Origin of the sequence: Nocardioides ginsengisoli (assembly GCF_039537225.1) — a bacterium.
Lineage (GTDB): Bacteria > Actinomycetota > Actinomycetes > Propionibacteriales > Nocardioidaceae > Nocardioides > Nocardioides ginsengisoli.
Genome location: NZ_BAABAC010000028.1, coordinates 56,317 through 75,127 on the forward strand (window position 1 = coordinate 56,317; position 18,811 = coordinate 75,127).

An 18,811-nucleotide genomic window follows, 5' to 3' on the forward strand; every position below is an offset into this window, starting at 1 on the left:
GCCGTGCGCAGGCATGGCGAAGGCCGAGTCGAGCGTCCCGAGACGCGTTCCCGGCCGATGATCCATTCTAGCCGTCTGAGAGCCTTCAGACACGTAGGCAACCCTCGACGCGGAGGTGACCGGCGAGGAAATATGTCGCTCAACGGCCCAGAAAGGCGGTTCGGAGCGCCGCGCAGGGGGTCGGCTGACTCCCTGTACGCCGACAGGGCCGCCGAGGCCCCCGATCAGCCGTAGGTGTCGCGGGGCCCTCGACTGCCGGGCGCCTTGCGTCGTCCGTGCTTCCAGCTGGGGGCGTGCGGACCCAGGACCTCGACCACGGTGACCGTCCCCGCGCCGAGCTCCTCGTTGAGCCGCTTGACCACCGACGCGGCGAGCAGCTTGAGCTGGGTCGCCCATGCCGTGGAGTCGGTGCGGACGACGAGCGTGCCGTCGGTCAGCGACTCCGGGGTGGAGTGGGCGCCGATCTCGGGGCCGACGATCTCGGTCCAGCGGGCGAAGACGCCGCGGACCTGCAGGTCGAGGCCCCAGCCGCGGCCGTCGATGAGCCGGTCGACCTCGGAGCCGAGGCCCTGCGGGTCGCGCCCGTCGGGATGGGCGCCGCTGAGCTGGGCCTCGCCGCGGTTGCGCCGGCGGCCGGGCGTCCACGTCGAGCCCGAACCGCTGCCGGAGCCGGACGACGAGCTGCGGCGCGGGATCCGCCGGGCGGGCGTCGTACTCGCCCCGGCGGTGCCGAGCATCAGGGTGCGGGCCAGGTCGAGCCCGTCGGGGCGGTGCTCCTCGACCTCCTCCTCGACGCTCTCATCGGTCTCGTCGGGCCCAGCGGTCTCGTCGGGCCCATCGAGCTCAGCCACGGGTCACCTCCCCCGCGGCGACGTGGAAGGTGGCGCCCGCCAGCTGCGCCGGGACGTCGGCCGCGACCGCCGCGGTGACCAGCACCTGCTCGGCGCCGGCGACCAGCTCGGCGAGCTGGACCCGCCGCTCGGCGTCGAGCTCGGCGAAGACGTCGTCGAGGATCAGGATCGGGTCGTCGCCGTCGGCCCGCAGCAGGTCGTACGACGCCAGCCGCAGCGCGAGCGCGAACGACCACGACTCGCCGTGGCTGGCGTAGCCGCGCACCGGCAGCCGCTGGTCGTCGCCCGGCCCGAGCGTGAGCAGCAGGTCGTCGCGGTGGGGGCCGACCAGGGTGAGCCCGCGGCCGATCTCGTCGGACTGCCGGCGGGCCAGCTCGTCGCGGAAGGCCTCGGGCGTGGCCTCGGGCACGGTTGCCTGGTAGGCAATCCGGGCGTCGTCGCGCGACGCGCCGCGGGCCACGGCCTCGTAGGCCTTCCCGACGTACGGCGTCAGGTCGGCCGCCAGCGCCTGCCGGGCGGCGAGCAGCTCGCTGCCCGTGGCGACCAGGTGGTCGTCCCACACCGCCAAGGTGGCGAGCGCGGCCTCGCGGGAGGATCCGCGGGCGGCGTACAGCGTCTTGAGCAGGGTGTTGCGCTGCTTGAGCACCCGGTCGTAGTCGGAGAGCAGGCCGGCGTAGCGCGGGGTGCGCAGCACCAGCAGGTCGTCGAGGAAGCGGCGCCGCTGCCCGGGATCGCCCTTGACCAGGGCCAGGTCCTCGGGGCTGAAGACGACGGTGCGGACGATGCCCGCCAGGTCGCGGGCCCGCGAGAGCGGCGAGCGGTTGATCCGGGCCCGGTTGGCGCGGCCCGGGTTGAGCTCGACCTCGAGGATCGCGGTGCGTCCCTCGCGGACCACGGCCGCGCGCACGATCGCCTGGTCGGCGCCGGCGCGGATCAGCGGGGCGTCGGTCGCGACCCGGTGCGAGGACAGCCGGGACAGGTAGTCGACCGCCTCGACGAGGTTGGTCTTGCCCTGGCCGTTGCGCCCCACGAAGGCGGTGACGCCGGGCTCGAGCGCGACGTCGATGTCGGCGTACGACCGGAAGTCGTGCAGCGTCAGGTGTGCGACGTGCACAGCCCTCACCTCCTCCTCTCGCCATTCTCCCCGAATCACTCGGTCAAAGCTCGCGCGGATCAGGTTTGAGCGCGGCCGGATCACCCTAGGCTGAGCCGCATGACGCAACCACCCAACCCTCCCTACGGCGCTCCCGACCCGGGCCAGCAGCCCCCGCAGGGCTACGGCCAGCCCGCGTACGGCGCGCCCGGTGCTCCCGGCGGCCCCGGTGGCCCCGGTAGCTACGGCGCCCCCGCCGGCTACGGCGCGCCGAACGGCCCGTTCTACATCAACTACCTCGGCCAGGAGCAGGGCCCCATCGACATGGGCACCCTCGCGCAGATGGCCCGCGCCGGCCAGCTCAAGGCCGACACCGCGGTCCGCTCGGCCGACAGCCAGCAGTACGTCCTGGCCAAGGACGTCCCCGGGCTGTTCTCCGACAAGGAGTGGGTGATGACGCTGATCTTCACCTGGCTCCTCGGCGGGCTCGGCATCGACCGCTTCTACCTGGGCTACACCGGCCTGGGCGTCGCCAAGCTGCTCACCTGCGGCGGCCTCGGCATCTGGTCGCTGATCGACGCCATCTTGATCACGCTGCGCAAGATCCCCGACGCGCAGGGCCGTCCGCTGCGCTGACGCGCAGCCGTAGGGATCGATGAGCACCACCCACGCGCCGGCGACCCGGTGGCCCGCGAGCTCCGAACTCGTCGCGGCCGCCGGTGTCGTCGCGCTGGGCGTGAGCGCCCTGCTCGCGCCCGCCCACATCGAGGACGGGCCGGTCATCTGCCCGTTCCGGCGGATCACCGGACTGCCGTGCCCCGGCTGCGGCCTGACCCGCTCGTGGACCTACCTCACCCACGGCTGGTGGCACCACGCGGTGAGCGCCAACGCCTTCGGACCGGTGCTCGCGCTGGTCGTCCTCGGCCTCGCGGTGGCCGTGGTCCGCGCGCGGCTGCGCCGGCAGCCGGCGCCCTCGCTCGACCGGCTGGTCAAGCACCCGGCCGCGCGGATCGTGCTGATCGCGTGGCTCGGCTTCGCCGTCGTCCGTGCGGCGCTCGTCGCGTTCGGCTGACTCAGCGACCGTTCGGGTTGGCCTCGCCGCCCGGGGGCGGCTCGGTGTGGACGGCGTGCCCGCCGAACTGGTTGCGCATCGCCGCGATCGCCTTCATCGCGGGGCTGTCGTCCTGCCGCGAGCTGAAGCGCGCGAACAGCGAGGCCGCGATGACGTGCATCGGCACGGCGTTGTCGATCGCCGCCTGCACCGTCCAGCGGCCCTCGCCCGAGTCGTCGGCGTAGCCGCGCAGCTTGTCGAGGTGCTGGTCGCTCTGGATCGCCTCGGTGAGCAGGTCGAGCAACCACGAGCGGATCACGGTGCCGTGGCGCCAGGACTCGAAGATGTCGGGCACGTTCTCGACGATGTCGACCTTCTCGAGCAGCTCCCAGCCCTCGGCGTAAGCCTGCATCATCGCGTACTCGATGCCGTTGTGGACCATCTTGGCGAAGTGCCCGGCACCCGGCGTCGGGCCGGCGTGGACGAAGCCGCCCTCGGCGGGCTTGAGCGCGTCGAACGCCGGCTGCACCTTGGCGATGTCGTCGGGCGACCCGCCGCACATGAGGGCGTAGCCGTTCTTCAGGCCCCACACGCCGCCGGAGACGCCGCAGTCGACGAAGCCGATGCCCTTCTCGGCGAGCGAGGCGGCGTTCTCGGCGTCGTCGGTGTACTTGGAGTTGCCGCCGTCGACGACCAGGTCGCCCTCGCCGAGCAGCTCCTTGAGCTCGGCGACCGTGGAGCGGGTCGGGTCGCCGGCCGGGACCATCACCCAGACCACCTTCGGCGCCGGCAGCGCCTCGACCATCGCGGCCAGGCTGTCGACGTCGGCCAGGTCGGGATTGCGGTCGTAGCCGACCACCGTGTGCCCGGCCTCGCGCAGCCGGGTGCGCATGTTGCCGCCCATCTTGCCGAGTCCTACGAGTCCGATGTGCATGCGCGGATCTCCCTCCGGGTTGCGTGGCTGGCGTACGGCGGTCGGCGGTTCCTGCTCCGGTGGTGCCGCTCGCTCAGCTGAGCAGACGGCGCGGCATCAGCAGGTAGCGGAACGAGGCGCCCTCGGTGGCCTCGTCGCCGGTGCCGCTGATGACGACCGGCTTGGACGCCTGGGTGAACGCGAGCTCGACGACCGCCTCGTCGATCGCGCCGAGGCCGTCGAGCAGGAAGTTCGGGTTGAAGCCGGTGACCAGGTCCTCGCCCTGGATCTCGGCGGGGACCGACTCCGACGCCTGGGCGTCGTCGCCCGACCCGGCGTCGAGGATCAGCGCGCCGTCGCGGAAGCTCAGCTGGACGGCGGTGTTGCGGTCGGCGACCAGCGAGACGCGCTTGACCGACTCGATGAGCTCCTGCCGGTCGATCTTGGCGACGGTCAGCTTCTCGGTCGGGAACAGGCTGCGGACCTTGGGGAACTCGCCGTCGAGCAGGCGGGTGGTCGTACGACGTACGCCGCCGGGGCCGGTGCCCTCGAAGCCGATGATGCCGTCGCCCGAGCCGGACGCCGACAGCGCGATCGTCACCTCGGGGCCCGCGGTCAGCGACTTGGCGGTGTCGCCGAGGACCTTGGCCGGCACCAGCGCGGCGAGCGTGGCGTCGGGGGTGCCCGGGTTCCAGGCCAGCTCGCGCTGCGAGAGGCGGAAGCGGTCGGTCGCGAGCAGCGCGATCGTCTCGCCCTCGATCTCGAGCCGGACGCCGGTGAGCACCGGCAGCATGTCGTCGCGACCCGCGGCGGTGACCGCCTGGGCGACGGCGTGCGCGAAGGCGTCGCTGGGCACGGTGCCGGTCGCGGCCGGCATCTCGGGGATCGTCGGGTAGTCCTCGACGGGCATCGTCTGCAGCGAGAAGCGCGAGGAGCCGCAGGTCAGTGAGACCCGGGCGCCGTCGAGGGTCAGCTCGACGGGCTTGTTGGGCAGGCTGCGGCAGATGTCGGCGAGCAGCCGGCCGCTGACCAGCGCCTTGCCCTCGTCGCTCACCTCGGCGGCGAGCGTCGCACGGGCGGAGGTCTCGTAGTCGAACGTCGAGAGCACCAGGCCGTCGCGGCCGGCCTCGATGAGGAGTCCGGCGAGCACGGGCGCGCTGGGGCGCACGGGCAGGCTGCGCGCGGCCCAGGCGACGGCGTCGGCGAGGACATCGCGTTCGACACGGAACTTCACGTCGTCGTACCTCTTCACGAGTGGGATGGGAGTTGCATCCTGCCACGTCGCCCCTGAGCGCGGCACCGGGCGGGTGTGATCCACAGGAATGGGGCTCGGAGGAGTTCCGGCGATCGAGGTGCGTATGTCGTCAGGGAGTGGTCATAGGCGCGGTGGAAACTGTGGAATACATGTGTTTCCCCAGGTGAACGGCCGAATGACCGGTGGATGACGGTTGTGGATGAAATCGGGAATCACAAGCTTCGGTGTGGACGACGACCCCCTTGTGGAGGCCCGCACTGGCGGCTCCACGGAATCCTCCCCGTGTAGTTCGCACCATTTCCCCCGCTCTCTCCACAGCGGCGGATGACAGATTCCTGTGGTTCGACCGGACTACAGATCGCCCGCCGACAGGTCGCTCAGCCCTGGCGCGCCTGCATCTTGACCCGGTTGGTGAGCTCGCTGACCTGGTTGAAGACCGCGCGGCGCTCACCGAGCAGCTGGTTGATCTTCCGCTCGGCGTACATCACCGTCGTGTGGTCGCGGTTGCCGAACTGCGCGCCGATCTTGGGCAGCGAGAGCCCGGTGAGCTCGCGGCACAGGTACATCGCGATCTGCCGGGCCATCACCAGGTGACGGCCGCGGCTGGGTCCGGTGAGCTCGTCGATGGAGAGCCCGAAGTACGCCGCGGTCTGGGCGATGATCAGCGACGCGGTGATCTCCGGCTCGCCGCCCTCGGGGATCAGGTCCTTGAGGACGATCTCGGCGAGCGTCATGTCGACGTCTTGGCGGTTGAGGTTGGCGAACGCGGTGACCCGGATCAGCGCGCCCTCGAGCTCGCGGATGTTGGTCTGGATCTTCGAGGCGATGAACTCGAGGACGTCGGAGGGTGCGGTGAGCCGGTCCATCGCGGCCTTCTTGCGCAAGATCGCGATCCGGGTCTCGAGGTCGGGCGGCTGCACGTCGGTGATCAGGCCCCACTCGAACCGGTTGCGGAGCCGGTCCTCGAGCGCCTCGAGCCGCTTGGGCGGGCGGTCGGAGGTGAGGACGATCTGCTTGTTGGCGTTGTGCAGCGTGTTGAAGGTGTGGAAGAACTCCTCCTGCGTCTGCGTCTTGCCCTCGAGGAACTGGATGTCGTCGATGAGGAGCACGTCGATGTCGCGGTACTTCCGCTTGAACCGGTCCTGCCGGTCGTCGCGGATCGCGTTGATGAACTCGTTGGTGAACTCCTCGCTGGAGACGTAGCGCACCTTGGAGCCGGCATAGATCGTGCGGACGTAGTGGCCGATCGCGTGCAGCAGGTGGGTCTTGCCCAGGCCGGACTCGCCGTAGACCAGGAGCGGGTTGTAGCTGCGCCCCGGCGCCTCGCTCACGGCCACCGCCGCCGCGTGCGGGAAGCGGTTGGAGGAGCCGATGACGAAGGTCTCGAAGGTGTACTTGGGGTTGAGCCGCGACTCGCCGGCGGGCGTGGCCGAGGGACCGCTGCCGGCGGCTGCGCCGAGGTCGGGCGGCGTCGGGGCGCTGTCGTAGGCGGGCACATAGGTCGACGTGTCGTTTTGTCCCTTTGTCGACATATCGATCTGTCGATCGGCGACGGGGGCCGGCGCCTCGGCCTCGCGGGGGCGCTCGTAGGCCGTGGCCACGGGGGCGTCGTAGCTCGGCGCGTCGTACGACGTGCCGTCGTCGTAGGAGGTGGTGTCGTAGCCGACGTCGTGGCGCAGGCTCGCGTCGACGGTCACCGCGAGCTGGACGTCGTGGCCGAAGCGGTCGGTGAGCGCGTCCTCGAGCTCGCCGCGCAGCCGGCCCTCGAGCCGCTTGCGGGTGAAGTCGTCGGGGACGGCGACGATCGCGGTGGTGCCGTGCAGGGTCACCGGGCGGCTGGCCTGGAGCCACGCGCGCTGGTGGGTCTGCAGATCGCCGACGACGGCGGCCCACTCCTGCACCAGGCGAGCGGTGGCCGGGTCGACGGGCGGGGTGTCGGGCGCCGCGCCGCCCGCGCTGCTCGTGTCGTCCTGGGGCTGATCCGGGTTGCCGGTCACGCCGCTCCCTCTTTCGTCGGTCGTCGTACGTCCTGGTGGAGCGACACCAACGGAAGGCCGGTTGCTCCACAAGTTTGTCCACAGGTTGTGAAGAGTTGCATCATCGCAGTGACGACACCTAACCGGGACCATTCCCCAGGCCTCGTGACGACGGTGTTCGTGCAGGTCAGAGGCACAATCCCGAGCTGGCGGAGGGTGCAGTGACGATGCGGGTCGGCGGCGGTGCCCGGAGCTGGTGGGGAAGACCGGATCGGTCGAACCTAACGGCCCGTGTGGGGAGGGATCAACCCGCTATCCACAGGTTTTGATCTGGCGCACGGCAGGAACCTCCAAGCACGCGTCGGTTTGACCCCTGATCCGGCCTCCGCGTACCGTTGATTGGTCAACCGGAGTCGACCGGTGCCGCATGTCCACGACGATCTCGCAACCGTGAGGGCCTCGTGGCTGCGCGGTGCCGGCCGACGTGCTGTTCGGCTCCTGACCGGAGTCGCTGCCGCAAGCCGGTGATGACCCTTCCCGAGCATTGCACCACCTTTGAGAGGCCGATTCGTGAGCAAGCGGACGTACCAGCCCAACAACCGTCGCCGTCACAAGGTGCACGGTTTCCGACTGCGCATGCGCACCCGCGCCGGTCGCGCCATCCTGGCGAACCGTCGCCGGAAGGGCCGCTCGAGCCTGTCCGTCTGAGGACGGATCAGCGTGTCCGCCCAGCGGTTCCCGTGGGGCTGACGTGCTCGCTGCCGGCCAGCGGCTGACCGAACCGGAGCTCTTCCGGTCCGCCAGCCGCCAAGGCCGTCGTGCCGGGTCGCGCACCCTCGTCGTCCACCTGCTACTCGCTGACGAGCAGCAGGTTGTCGGCATGTCCGGGGGTGTTCACGAGCAGCCTCACGAGCAGCCGAACGAGCGTCCGGCTCGCGTCGGCTTCGTCGTGAGCAAGGCCGTCGGCGGCGCCGTGGTCCGCAACCGGGTCAAGCGCCGGCTGCGCCACCTCATGCGCGAGCGAATGCTCGCCTTCCCGCCCGAGGCGGTGCTCGTCGTGCGCGCCCAGCCGGCCGCGGCCGACGCGTCGTACCCGACGCTGGCCCGCGAGCTCGACCGCTGCCTCGACCGCGTGCGCGCGGGCGGGCCGGAGGCCGCGCGGTGAACCCCGTGACGTGGCTGCTGATCGGGCTGGTGCGTGGCTACCAGCTGGTGATCAGCCCGCTGCTGGGCCCGACCTGCCGTTACTACCCGTCGTGCTCGGCGTACGCGCTCGAGGCGCTGCGGGTGCACGGCGCGATCAAGGGCACCTGGCTCGCCGTACGACGGCTGCTGCGCTGTCACCCCTGGGCGCCCGGCGGCGTCGACCACGTCCCGCCGCGCCACCGCCACGGTGACGACCCCTCCCCCGCGCGTACCGAGCGCGACTCTGAAGACCTCCGCCCGGCGACCGTCGCCGGCGACCACCACTCCCCGCAAGGAGCCTGATCCGTGGGTTTCATCGGCGACATCGGCCACTTCATCATGGTGCCGCTGTACTACATCATCTCGGCGGTGCTCATCGGCTGGCACGAGCTGTTCAGCCTGTTCCTGGACCCCAAGGGCGGTCTGTCCTGGGCGCTCTCGATCATCGGCCTGACGCTGGTCATCCGGGCGGCGCTGATCCCGCTGTTCGTCAAGCAGATCAAGTCCAGCCGCAACATGCAGCTGCTGCAGCCCAAGGTGAAGGAGCTGCAGAAGAAGTACGGCCACGACCGGCAGAAGCTGGCCGAGGAGACGATGAAGCTCTACCGCGAGGCGGGCACCAACCCGTTCGCGTCGTGTCTGCCGATCCTGCTGCAGATGCCGATCTTCTTCGCGCTCTTCCGCCTGCTCTCCGGCGCCACCAAGAGCGACACCGCCCACGGCTTCCTCACCGTCGCCAAGGCGCACGAGTTCGGTGAGTCGAAGATCTTCGGCAGCCTGCCGATCAACGGCAACTTCTGGGCATCGCGGACCTGGGGCGACACCCCCAACACCGCGGTGATGATCGTCGCCGCCTTCCTGGTGCTCGCGATGACCGCCACCACGTTCACCACGCAGCGCCAGCTGATGGCCAAGAACATGCCGGCCGAGGCGATGAGCGGCCCCTACGCCCAGCAGCAGAAGATGCTGCTCTACATCCTCCCGGTGGCCTTCGGTCTCGGTGGTGTCGCCTTCCCGATCGGCGTCCTCCTCTACTGGACGACCTCGAACCTGTGGACGATGAGCCAGCAGTTCTACGTCATCCGCAACAACCCCGCGCCCGGTACGCCGGCCTTCGCCGCCAAGGTGGAGCGCGACAAGGCCAAGGCCGCCAGGCACGGTCACACCGCGACGGAGACCGTCGTCGAGGAGCGTCCCGAGATCGAGGAGCGTCCCTCGGTCCGGCAGCAGCCGAAGCGGCAGAGCCGCTCGCAGCGCAAGGGCGGTCCGCGGACCACTCCCCCGAACACCTCCGGCACCCAGGCGAACCCGTCGCCGAACCCGGACCAGACCACGAACGACGAGGAAGGCAGCAAGTGAGCGCCGAGATCGAGACCGACACCGCAGCCGTGCACGAGGACGCCGAGAGCGTCGAGACCGCCGAGGTCGACACCGACACCGAGGTTGAGAGCGACGAGGCGGACGCGCCCGCCGAGGGTGACCGGGTCTCCCGCCTCGAGCAGGAGGGCGACATCGCGGCCGACTACCTCGAGGAGCTCCTCGACATCGCCGACCTCGACGGCGACCTCGACATCGACGTCGAGGCGGACCGTGCGGCCGTCTCCATCGTCGGCGCCGACCTCTCCCAGCTCGTCGGCCAGGACGGCAAGGTCCTGGAGGCGCTGCAGGAGCTCACCCGCCTGGCCGTCTACCGGGAGACCGGTGAGCGCTCGCGGCTGATGCTCGACATCTCGGGCTACCGCGCCGACAAGCGCTCGCGGCTGACCCAGCTCGGCGCCGAGACCGCCGCGGCCGTGGCCGGCTCGGGCGAGCCGGTCTCCCTCGAGCCGATGTCCCCCTTCGAGCGCAAGATCGTGCACGACGCGGTCGCCGCGGCCGGACTGCGCTCGGAGTCGGCGGGCGTCGAGCCGCGCCGGTACGTCGTCGTACTGCCCGCGGACGCCTGAGCGTCCCGGTCCGTAGGAGTCGACGTTTCACGTGAAACACGACGACAAGGCACCCCCGGTGTCCCCCGGTCCTGAGGACCGCGAGGGCCCGGGGGTGCTGCCGTCACCCCCGGCGGTTCTGGGTGAGGTCTTCCCCGCCGACCGCCTCGATCTCGTGCTGGCGTATGCCGAGCTGCTGGCCACGGACGGCGTCGTCCGCGGCCTCATCGGCCCCCGCGAGACGCCGCGCCTGTGGGAGCGGCACCTGATCAACTGCGGCCTGCTGGCCGCCGCCCTGCCCGCCGACGCCAGCGTCGCTGACGTCGGGTCCGGAGCGGGCCTGCCTGGCCTGGTTCTCGCGATCGCCCGTGCCGACCTCCGGGTGACGCTGATCGAGCCGCTGCTGCGCCGGACGACCTTCCTCGAGGAGGCCGTCGATCAGCTGGGCCTCGACAACGTGACCGTGATCCGGGGCCGCGCCGATGCGGTCCACGGGACGGCGAGCTTCGACGTGGTCACCGCCCGCGCGGTGGCGGCGCTCGACAAGCTGGCGACCTGGTGCATGCCGCTGGTTGCGCCCGAGGGGGCGCTGCTGGCGATGAAGGGGACGAGTGCCGAGGAGGAGGTCGCCGAAGCGACGCCGACCCTCGCCCGTCTCGGCTGTGCTCCGGCCGTCATCGAGGAGCTGGGTGCGGAGCTCGCCGCCGAGGGCGCGGTCGAGCCGATCCGCATCGTCCGACTGTCGTGGGCCGATCCGGCCCGCGTATCGTTGCCGCTTCGTGGCCAGCGCGATTCTCGGGGGTCGCGACGTGGTTCGACGAAGAAGAAGAGGAGGAAGTCGTGAGCGACTCGTTGGGTCCTGGTCCCGGGTTTTCCACCGGTCCGGGGGCAGGTGCTGAGCGTGACTCTCCACAGTCCGCCCCTAGTTATCCACAGAACGGCGGTGTGGCCACCTCGGCCATGGAGCACGAGGTTTCACGTGAAACCGGCTCCTCGGACGTCGATGTCGACGTCGCCGTTTCACGTGAAACGGACACCGTGACTGCGCCGACGGCCCCCGCGGCTCCGGCCGCCCCGATGACAGCGGCCCAGCTCGCTGAGCGCGCGGCCGCCGAGGACGACGACCTCACTCCCCTGGCCCGGGCCGCCCAGGCGACCGTCATGGTCCGCGCGGGCATCCCGCAGGAGCAGCTGAGCCGTCCCTCCGAGACGCGCGTCTTCGTGGTCGCCAACCAGAAGGGCGGCGTCGGCAAGACGACGTCCACGGTCAACCTGGCCGCCGCCCTGACCCAGCTCGGGCAGCGCGTCCTGGTCATCGACCTCGACCCGCAGGGCAACGCCTCCACGGCGCTCAACATCGAGCACCGGCAGGGCACGCCGTCGTCGTACGAGCTGCTGGTCGACGGCGTGCAGATCGCCGACATCGTCCAGCCCTGCCCCGACGCGGCCGGCCTCTGGGTGGTCCCCGCGACCATCGACCTGGCCGGAGCCGAGATCGAGCTGGTCAGCGTCGTGGCCCGCGAGCAGCGGCTGAAGAAGGCGCTCGACGCCCACCCCCGCATCGGCACCGCCGAGGTGATCGGCGAGGAGCGGTTCGACTACGTCTTCATCGACTGTCCGCCCTCGCTCGGCCTGCTCACGCTCAACGCGCTCGTCGCGGGCGCGGAGATGCTGATCCCGATCCAGGCGGAGTACTACGCCCTCGAGGGGCTCGGCCAGCTGCTCTCCACGGTCGACATGGTGCGCGCGCACCTCAACCCCGACCTCGCCGTGTCGACCATCGTGCTCACCATGTTCGACGCCCGGACCCGGCTCGCCGCCGGTGTCGCGGCGGAGGTGCGCGAGCACTTCGGCGACCAGGTGCTCAAGACCGCCATCCCGCGGTCGGTGCGCGTGTCCGAGGCGCCGTCGTACGGGCAGACCGTGATGACCTACGATCCGGGCTCACCGGGCGCGCTGAGCTACCTCGAAGCGGCGCGCGAGATCGTCGTCCGAGGGAGTCTTTCGTGAACGCAGGTGCCCCCCGCCGTGGCCTCGGCCGTGGCCTCGGATCGCTCATCCCGACGGCACCCCCGCCGGCCCCGACCAACGGGAATGACACCGCTGTAGTCAACTCGAATGACCAGCATGCGGACTTTGCCGCTGGAGCGCCTTCTGGCGCATCGGTGGCCCCTGGGTCCACCCACCCGGTGAACGGCTCTCAGATCGAAGATTCGGCTCTGCGGGCCGTCGACGGGGCCTACTTCGCCGAGCTGCCCGTCGGGTCGATCCGACCCAATGCGGTCAACCCGCGGACCGTCTTCGACGAGGAGGCGATGGCCGAGCTGGTCCACTCCATCAAGGAGATCGGCCTGCTGCAGCCCGTCGTCGTCCGCAAGACGGGCGCCGACGCCTACGAGCTGGTCATGGGCGAGCGCCGGTGGCGCGCCACCCAGGCCGCCGGCCTCGACACGATCCCGGCGATCGTGCGCGAGACCGACGACACCGACATGCTCCGCGACGCGCTGCTGGAGAACCTGCACCGCAGCAACCTCAACCCGCTGGAGGAGGCGGCCGCCTACCACCAGCTGCTCGAGGACTTCTCCTGCACCCACGACGAGCTGGCCCAGCGGATCGGTCGCTCGCGCCCGCAGATCAGCAACACGCTGCGCCTGCTCAAGCTCTCCCCCGCCGTCCAGCGCCGCGTTGCCGCCGGCGTCCTGTCCGCCGGCCACGCACGCGCCCTGCTGGGCGTCGGTGACGCGGAGCAGCAGGACCGCCTCGCCCAGCGGGTCGTCGCCGAGGGGATCTCTGTCCGCGGCCTCGAGGAGATCGTGGCGGTCGGCGACGGCATCGGCGGTACGGCGCCCAAGCCGCGCCGCGCCAAGCCCCAGGCCCCCGGACTCGGCGAGCTTTCCGAGCGCCTCGGCGACCGGCTGGAGACCCGGGTCAAGATCGACCTCGGCAAGGCCAAGGGGCGGATCAGCATCGAGTTCGCCAACACCGGCGACCTGCAGCGCATCGTCGACCTGATCGACCCGCGCAACCGCCAGGACCGGCCGATCTGATCGCTCCCCCCAGCACGCCCGCTGCACGCCCGCTGTGGGCTCCGCAGCAGCCCAGCGCCCCGGTACGGCGTACCGGGGCGCTGTTTATTTGTCGACAAGTCGCCATGACGACACATCGATAAGGCGATAGATCGACCGTCACTCAGGCGTGGAACGGACTGCGACGCGCATCTCGCCGCTTGTTTCCCGTGAAACAACGAGGCCCGGCGTCGTCACGGTGACGACGCCGGGCCTCGGGTGAGCGGGGGTGGTCAGCCCTTCTTGGCCGCGGACTTGGCGGCGCGGCGGGCGGCGCGAGCGCGCAGCTCCTCGCGGTCCAGCTTGTCGGCCTCCTCCGGCGTGGGGGCGCCGCCACCGAAGCGGGCCGGCGTCCACCAGGAGCCCGGCGCCTTCTCGGCCTCGGGGTACTCCGCGATCACCTCGTCGAGCATCCGCTGCATCGCGGCGCGGAGCTCGGCCGTCTCGGCGGTCGTGTCCTCACCGGTCGGGTAGATCGGCTCGCCGACCTTGACGACGATGGTCTTGGGCGAGCGCGAGAAGTCCTTGGGGTGGTCCTTGGTCATCAGCCGGTGCGCGCCCCAGACGATGACGGGGATCAGCGGGACGCCGGCGTCGGCGGCGATCCGTGCGGCGCCCGACTTGAGCTCCTTGATCTCGAAGGAGCGGGAGATGGTGGCCTCGGGGTAGATCCCGACCACCTCGCCGGCCTTGAGGTAGGCCAGCGCGTCCTTCATCGACTGCACGCCCGAGGACCGGTCGACGCGGATGTGGTGGAACGAGCGCAGCAGGTGACCCACGCCCGGCTTGTCCATCATCTCCTTCTTGATCATGAACCGGACCAGGCGGTTGCGCGGCTCGGCGCCGGCGCCGGCGTAGATGAAGTCGATGTAGCCGGTGTGGTTGATCGCGAGGAGGGCGCCACCCTTGCGCGGGATCGAGTCCGAGCCGGAGACGACCACCCGCTGGCGCATCAGCTTGAAGAGCACCTTGGCGGTGACGATGACAGGCGGGTACGTGATGTCGAGCACCGGTGGAGTCTGACAGGCCAACCTGAGAGAACGCGACTGCGTGTCGCGCAGAATCGCCCTCGATCTTCACCCCGGGCGAACAAAAGCCGACGGCCGCCTGCCCGGGGGCAGACGGCCGTCGCGTGTGCGAGGGGTGCGGGCGTCAGAAACGCGCGGCGAGGAACTCCGCGATCCGGCCGATCGCCTCCTCGAGGACGTCGACGTCGGGCAGCGTCACCAGGCGGAAGTGGTCGGGCTCGAACCAGTTGAAGCCGGTGCCGTGGGTGACCAGGATCTTCTTGGCGCGCAGCAGCTCGATGACGAACTGCTCGTCGTCCTCGATCGGGTACATCTCGGGGTCGAGTCGGGGGAAGCAGTAGAGCGCGCCGCGCGGACGCACCGAGGTGACGCCGGGGATCTCGTTGAGCAGCCGGTCGGCGAGCATGGCCTGCTCGTAGAAGCGCCCGCCCGGGACGATCAGCTCGTTGATCGACTGGTAGCCGCCGAGCGCGGTCTGGATCGCGTGCTGCGCCGGGACGTTGGCGCACATGCGCATGTTGGAGAGCGTGGTGAGGCCCTCGAGGAAGTCCTCGGCGATCTCCTTGGGGCCGGAGATCATCACCCAGCCGGCGCGGTAGCCGCAGACCCGGTAGGCCTTGGAGAGCCCGCTGAAGGTGAGGCACAGGACGTCGCTGCCGGCGGCCTCGGCCGCGTGGTGGTGGACGGCGTCCTCGAACAGGATCTTCTCGTAGATCTCGTCGGCGAAGACGACCAGGTCGTGGCGCCGGGCGATGTCGACGAGCTGGGCCACCATCTCCTTGCTGTAGACGGCACCCGTGGGGTTATTGGGGTTGATGATGACGAGGCCGTGGGTGTTCTCGGTGATCTTGGACTCGATGTCCTCGAGGTCCGGCATCCAGCCGTTCTCCTCGTCGCACCGGTAGTGCACCGGCGTGCCGCCGGAGAGCGACACCGCGCCCGTCCACAGCGGGTAGTCGGGCGAGGGGACGAGGATCTCGTTGCCGTCGTCGACGAACGCCTGCAGCACCATGGAGATCATCTCGGAGACGCCGTTGCCGATGAAGACGTCCTCGACGGCCGTCTCCTTCAGCCCGCGCGACTGGTAGTACTGCGCGACGGCGGTGCGGGCGGAGTAGATGCCGCGGGAGTCGCTGTAGCCCTGGGCGTCAGGCAGGTTGTGCACCATGTCGGCGACGATCGCCTCGGGTGCCTCGAAGCCGAAGGGTGCCGGGTTGCCGATGTTGAGCTTGAGGATCTTGTGACCCTCTGCCTCGAGGCGCTGTGCCTCGACGAGGATCGGTCCCCGGACGTCGTAGCGGACGTTGCGAAGCTTCTGGCTCTGGCGGATCTTGCGCACGAGAGGCATTCTCTCAGGTCGGTGCCACCGGATATCGCGGCGTAGCATCAGGTGTGGCCCGGACCACGCTCCCGCTGACCCTGGACCTGCTCGACGCCGTCGGCGCGCCGTGCCGTACCTGCCTGTTCTGGGAGCGGGAGCCGGTCCATCGCGAGCACCTCGAGCCCGAGGAGCGGGCGCGCGAGAAGGAGGCCTGGATCTCCGAGGTGCTGCGCGAGTGGGGCTCCTGCGGCCGGGTCGCGCTCGTGGACGGCGAGCCGGTCGGCTACCTGGTCTACGCCCCGGCGGCGTTCGTGCCCGGCGTCGCCGCCTTCCCGACCGCGCCGGTGTCGGGCGACGCGGTGCTGCTGACCACCGCCTGGATCCGCCCCGAGCACACCGGCGGCGGGCTCGGCCGGCTGCTGATCCAGGGCATGGCCCGCGACCTGGTCGGCCGCGACGGGATCCGCGCGGTGGAGGCGTTCGCCCGCGTCGGCCGGGCGCCGCGGCTGCCGGTCACCGGGCCCACCGCCTGCGTGCTGCCGGCGGACTTCCTGGCCCGGGTGGGCTTCAAGACGCACCGCCCGCACCCGCGTACGCCCCGGATGCGGATGGAGCTGCGCTCGCTGGTCACCTGGCGCGGCGAGGTCGAGGCGGCCTGGGAGCGCCTGGTGGGCGTCGTACGACGGCCCAAGCACGTGCCGACGCCGGTGCCCCGGGAAGCACGAAGCCCCCGTTCCTGAGGGAACGGGGGCTCTGGAACGTGCTGTGCCGGCAGCGTGGCGGGAGGCGGCGATGGCAGCTTGCTGCCCCCTCTACGCCGGAGACACGCTCGGCGGATCAGGAAATGAAGTCCGAGAGCTCGTTGAGGATCGCGGCCTTCGGACGGGCGCCGACGATGGTCTTCACGACCTCGCCGCCCTGGTAGACGTTGATGGTCGGGATGCCGGTGACGCGGTAGGACGCGGGGGTGACCGGGTTCTCGTCGACGTTCATCTTGTAGAACGTGATCTTGTCGCCGTGGGCGCCGGCGATCTCGTCGAGGATCGGGGCGACCTGGCGGCACGGGCCGCACCACTCGGCCCAGAAGTCCACGAGGACGGGCTTGTCGGACTTGAGGACCTGCGCGTCGAACTCGGCGTCGGTCACGGCGGAGATGTTGTCGGCCACGGGTGGCGCTCCTTCAGCTGGTTGAACGTAGAAGTCTGGTGTCTTGAACCTACGCGGGCGTCGAGACATTCCCCGCCGCGCGGCTCCGGGTGGGTCAGGCGGTCGCGGCCGCGGTGGCCGCGGCGTGGTCGAGGACGGCGATGTAGCGCTCGGCGTCGAGCGCGGCCGAGCAGCCGGTGCCGGCGGCGGTGATGGCCTGACGGTAGGTGTGGTCGACCAGGTCGCCCGCAGCGAAGACGCCGGGGATGTTGGTCGCCGTCGAGCCGGGCTGGACCAGCACGTAGCCGTTGTCGTCGAGGTCGACCTGGCCGACCAGCAGCTCGGAGCGCGGCTCGTGGCCGATCGCGATGAACAGGCCGGTGGCGGGCAGCTCGCTCGTCTCGCCGGTGACGGTGTCCTTGAGGGTGAGCGACTCGAGGGAGTCCTCGCCGTTGATGGACTCGACGACCGAGTTCCACACGATCTCGAGCTTGGGGTCGGCGAAGGCGCGCTCCTGCATGATCTTGGAGGCGCGCAGCTCGTCGCGGCGCACGATCAGGGAGACCTTCGAGCCGAAGCGGGTGAGGAAGGTGGCCTCCTCGACGGCCGAGTCGCCGCCGCCGACGACGGCGATGTGCTGCTCGCGGAAGAAGAAGCCGTCGCAGGTAGCGCAGTAGGACACACCGCGGCCCGACAGCTTCTCCTCGTTGGGCAGGTCGAGCTTGCGGTAGCCCGAGCCCGTCGACAGGATCACCGCGCGCGCGGTGTAGGTGTCGGTGGCGGTCTTGACGACCTTGATGTCGCCGGTGAGGTCGACCTCGACGACGTCGTCGGCGATCAGCTCGGCGCCGAAGCGCTCGGCCTGGGCCCGCATCTCGTCCATCAGCTCGGGGCCCTGGATGCCGTTGCGGAAGCCGGGGAAGTTCTCGACCTCGGTGGTGTTCATCAGCGCGCCACCGGCGGTGACGGAGCCCTCGAAGACCAGGGGCTTCAGCTGCGCCCGGGCGGCGTAGATCGCGGCGGTGTAACCGGACGGGCCGGACCCGATGACGATCACATTGCGGGTCTCGGAGGTGGTCACGTCGGACATGGGGCTCCCCAGGAGAAGGAAAAACAACGGCAACTGAGCAACCCGATCGTAGGCGGCGGCATTCCCGGACGGGAGTCCGGGCCGCTGCGCGGTCAGCCGGTGGCCGCGAGCGTCGTCGAGCGCTGGACGTCGCCGGTGCCGCAGGAGAGCACCTCGGCCTCCTGGGTGGTGCCCATCGGCTTGCGGAAGGCGACCACGGCGGGCGTGCCGTCGTACTCGACGCCGACGAGGTGGCCGGGGCCGAAGGCGGCGGCCGCGCACATGAAGTCGGCGGGCGCGGTGAGGGTGAGGCCGGAGTAGTCGGCCGTGGCCGGGTCGGGCAGGACGGCGGCCTGGAGCGCGACGAGGTCGGCACGCAGGTGGTCCGGGCGCACCCGGCGCAGCGGCTGGTCGGTGTCGACCCGGCGCAGCTCGGCGGCGTAGCCGCCGGCGACGGAGTCGGGCACCCGGTTGTTGCTCGTCGTGCTGTCGTCGGTGGCGCTCTTCAGGGCGCTCCCCTCGGGGGCGGCCTCGGGCGAGTCGGAGCGATCGGCCGGGGCCTCGGCCGCGGTGGACGCGTCGCCGGCGGCGGCGTCGTTGCTGCTGCGGTTGCCGAGCGTGCCGACGCCGACCGCGACGAGGGCGACGGCGGCGGCCGCGCCGAAGAGCACCCGCACGCGGGTACGGCGACGCCGCGCCGCGCGGTCGAGGACGACGACCGCCGGCGCCTCGGGGTGTCCCTCGGGCACGCCGCCGGGCAGCGCGGTCGCGCGCTCGCCGGCGAGGTCGGCGATGACGGCGTCGAGGCGGTCGACGACCTCGCCCGGCATCGGCTCGGGGCCGCCGGCCTCGGCGAGCGCACGGCGGACCGCCGCCTCCTGGGCAGGGGTGAGCGGCAGGTCGGGCTCGGTGGTGTCGTTCATGGGGCAGTCC

General features: G+C 71.0%; 21 protein-coding genes. 11 read left to right on the forward strand and 10 right to left on the reverse strand.

The genetic code is table 11. The features are described from left to right. Positions 1-224: 224 nt before the first annotated feature. Both AB4880_RS16475 and recF read right to left on the reverse strand, forming a co-directional pair. Positions 225-851 carry a DciA family protein gene (locus AB4880_RS16475; RefSeq protein ID WP_367920304.1) on the reverse strand — a complete coding sequence of 209 codons (627 nt, stop codon included), beginning with the start codon at positions 849-851 and terminating at the stop codon, positions 225-227. Further along, positions 844-1,965, reverse strand: a complete 1,122-nt coding sequence (gene recF / locus AB4880_RS16480; RefSeq protein WP_367920305.1) for a DNA replication/repair protein RecF — start codon at positions 1,963-1,965, stop codon at positions 844-846. The genes AB4880_RS16475 and recF overlap by 8 nt, the downstream gene beginning before the upstream one ends. A gap of 99 nt (positions 1,966-2,064) precedes the next feature. Here recF and AB4880_RS16485 point away from each other — a divergent pair, with 99 nt between their 5' ends. Both AB4880_RS16485 and AB4880_RS16490 read left to right on the forward strand, forming a co-directional pair. Further along, positions 2,065-2,580 carry an NINE protein gene (locus AB4880_RS16485; RefSeq protein ID WP_367920306.1) on the forward strand — a complete coding sequence of 172 codons (516 nt, stop codon included), beginning with the start codon at positions 2,065-2,067 and terminating at the stop codon, positions 2,578-2,580. Between the two features lie 19 nt (positions 2,581-2,599). Further along, positions 2,600-3,016 (forward strand): DUF2752 domain-containing protein, encoded by a 417-nt coding sequence (locus AB4880_RS16490; protein WP_367920307.1) that lies wholly within the window; start codon positions 2,600-2,602, stop codon positions 3,014-3,016. Position 3,017: 1 nt separating this feature from the next. On the opposite strand, the gene gnd is transcribed toward AB4880_RS16490, so the two are convergent. From gnd to dnaA, 3 genes are all read right to left on the reverse strand, one after another. After that, positions 3,018-3,929, reverse strand: coding sequence for a phosphogluconate dehydrogenase (NAD(+)-dependent, decarboxylating) (gene gnd / locus AB4880_RS16495; RefSeq protein WP_367920308.1), 912 nt, complete (start codon positions 3,927-3,929; stop codon positions 3,018-3,020). A 73-nt stretch (positions 3,930-4,002) separates the two neighbouring features. Further along, entirely contained in the window at positions 4,003-5,142 is a 1,140-nt protein-coding gene (dnaN, locus tag AB4880_RS16500; protein WP_379229399.1) for a DNA polymerase III subunit beta, read from the reverse strand. A 398-nt stretch (positions 5,143-5,540) separates the two neighbouring features. Then, positions 5,541-7,064, reverse strand: a complete 1,524-nt coding sequence (gene dnaA, locus AB4880_RS16505) for a chromosomal replication initiator protein DnaA (RefSeq protein WP_367920340.1) — start codon at positions 7,062-7,064, stop codon at positions 5,541-5,543. Between the two features lie 645 nt (positions 7,065-7,709). Between dnaA and rpmH the strand changes: the two genes are divergently transcribed. The 8 genes from rpmH to AB4880_RS16545 all read left to right on the forward strand — a co-directional run bounded on the left by rpmH (position 7,710) and on the right by AB4880_RS16545 (position 13,296). Further along, positions 7,710-7,847, forward strand: coding sequence for a 50S ribosomal protein L34 (gene rpmH / locus AB4880_RS16510; RefSeq protein ID WP_075018668.1), 138 nt, complete (start codon positions 7,710-7,712; stop codon positions 7,845-7,847). A gap of 43 nt (positions 7,848-7,890) precedes the next feature. Beyond that, entirely contained in the window at positions 7,891-8,304 is a 414-nt protein-coding gene (rnpA, locus tag AB4880_RS16515) for a ribonuclease P protein component (RefSeq protein WP_367920310.1), read from the forward strand. Positions 8,305-8,309: 5 nt separating this feature from the next. Next, positions 8,310-8,627, forward strand: a complete 318-nt coding sequence (yidD, locus tag AB4880_RS16520) for a membrane protein insertion efficiency factor YidD (protein WP_367920311.1) — start codon at positions 8,310-8,312, stop codon at positions 8,625-8,627. Positions 8,628-8,630: 3 nt separating this feature from the next. Further along, on the forward strand, positions 8,631-9,683 hold the full coding sequence (yidC, locus tag AB4880_RS16525; protein WP_367920312.1) for a membrane protein insertase YidC: 1,053 nt from the start codon (positions 8,631-8,633) through the stop codon (positions 9,681-9,683). After that, entirely contained in the window at positions 9,680-10,270 is a 591-nt protein-coding gene (locus AB4880_RS16530; protein ID WP_367920313.1) for a Jag family protein, read from the forward strand. The genes yidC and AB4880_RS16530 overlap by 4 nt, the downstream gene beginning before the upstream one ends. A gap of 31 nt (positions 10,271-10,301) precedes the next feature. Next, positions 10,302-11,093 carry a 16S rRNA (guanine(527)-N(7))-methyltransferase RsmG gene (rsmG, locus tag AB4880_RS16535; protein ID WP_367920314.1) on the forward strand — a complete coding sequence of 264 codons (792 nt, stop codon included), beginning with the start codon at positions 10,302-10,304 and terminating at the stop codon, positions 11,091-11,093. Positions 11,094-11,287: 194 nt separating this feature from the next. After that, entirely contained in the window at positions 11,288-12,259 is a 972-nt protein-coding gene (locus tag AB4880_RS16540; RefSeq protein ID WP_379229394.1) for a ParA family protein, read from the forward strand. Positions 12,260-12,438: 179 nt separating this feature from the next. After that, complete coding sequence (locus tag AB4880_RS16545; protein WP_379229395.1) at positions 12,439-13,296, forward strand: ParB/RepB/Spo0J family partition protein; 858 nt, start codon at positions 12,439-12,441, stop codon at positions 13,294-13,296. Between the two features lie 251 nt (positions 13,297-13,547). Here AB4880_RS16545 and AB4880_RS16550 read toward each other — a convergent pair whose 3' ends face one another. Further along, positions 13,548-14,324 (reverse strand): lysophospholipid acyltransferase family protein, encoded by a 777-nt coding sequence (locus AB4880_RS16550; protein WP_367920316.1) that lies wholly within the window; start codon positions 14,322-14,324, stop codon positions 13,548-13,550. 142 nt (positions 14,325-14,466) lie between these two features. After that, positions 14,467-15,681 carry a pyridoxal phosphate-dependent aminotransferase gene (locus tag AB4880_RS16555; protein WP_379229396.1) on the reverse strand — a complete coding sequence of 405 codons (1,215 nt, stop codon included), beginning with the start codon at positions 15,679-15,681 and terminating at the stop codon, positions 14,467-14,469. A gap of 53 nt (positions 15,682-15,734) precedes the next feature. Between AB4880_RS16555 and AB4880_RS16560 the strand changes: the two genes are divergently transcribed. Beyond that, positions 15,735-16,403 carry a GNAT family N-acetyltransferase gene (locus tag AB4880_RS16560; RefSeq protein ID WP_367920318.1) on the forward strand — a complete coding sequence of 223 codons (669 nt, stop codon included), beginning with the start codon at positions 15,735-15,737 and terminating at the stop codon, positions 16,401-16,403. 97 nt (positions 16,404-16,500) lie between these two features. Here AB4880_RS16560 and trxA read toward each other — a convergent pair whose 3' ends face one another. The 3 genes from trxA to AB4880_RS16575 all read right to left on the reverse strand — a co-directional run bounded on the left by trxA (position 16,501) and on the right by AB4880_RS16575 (position 18,801). Next, on the reverse strand, positions 16,501-16,830 hold the full coding sequence (trxA, locus tag AB4880_RS16565; RefSeq protein ID WP_367920319.1) for a thioredoxin: 330 nt from the start codon (positions 16,828-16,830) through the stop codon (positions 16,501-16,503). Between the two features lie 94 nt (positions 16,831-16,924). Next, positions 16,925-17,899 carry a thioredoxin-disulfide reductase gene (trxB, locus tag AB4880_RS16570; RefSeq protein ID WP_367920320.1) on the reverse strand — a complete coding sequence of 325 codons (975 nt, stop codon included), beginning with the start codon at positions 17,897-17,899 and terminating at the stop codon, positions 16,925-16,927. A 92-nt stretch (positions 17,900-17,991) separates the two neighbouring features. Further along, positions 17,992-18,801, reverse strand: coding sequence for a hypothetical protein (locus AB4880_RS16575; protein ID WP_367920321.1), 810 nt, complete (start codon positions 18,799-18,801; stop codon positions 17,992-17,994). Positions 18,802-18,811: the final 10 nt, after the last annotated feature.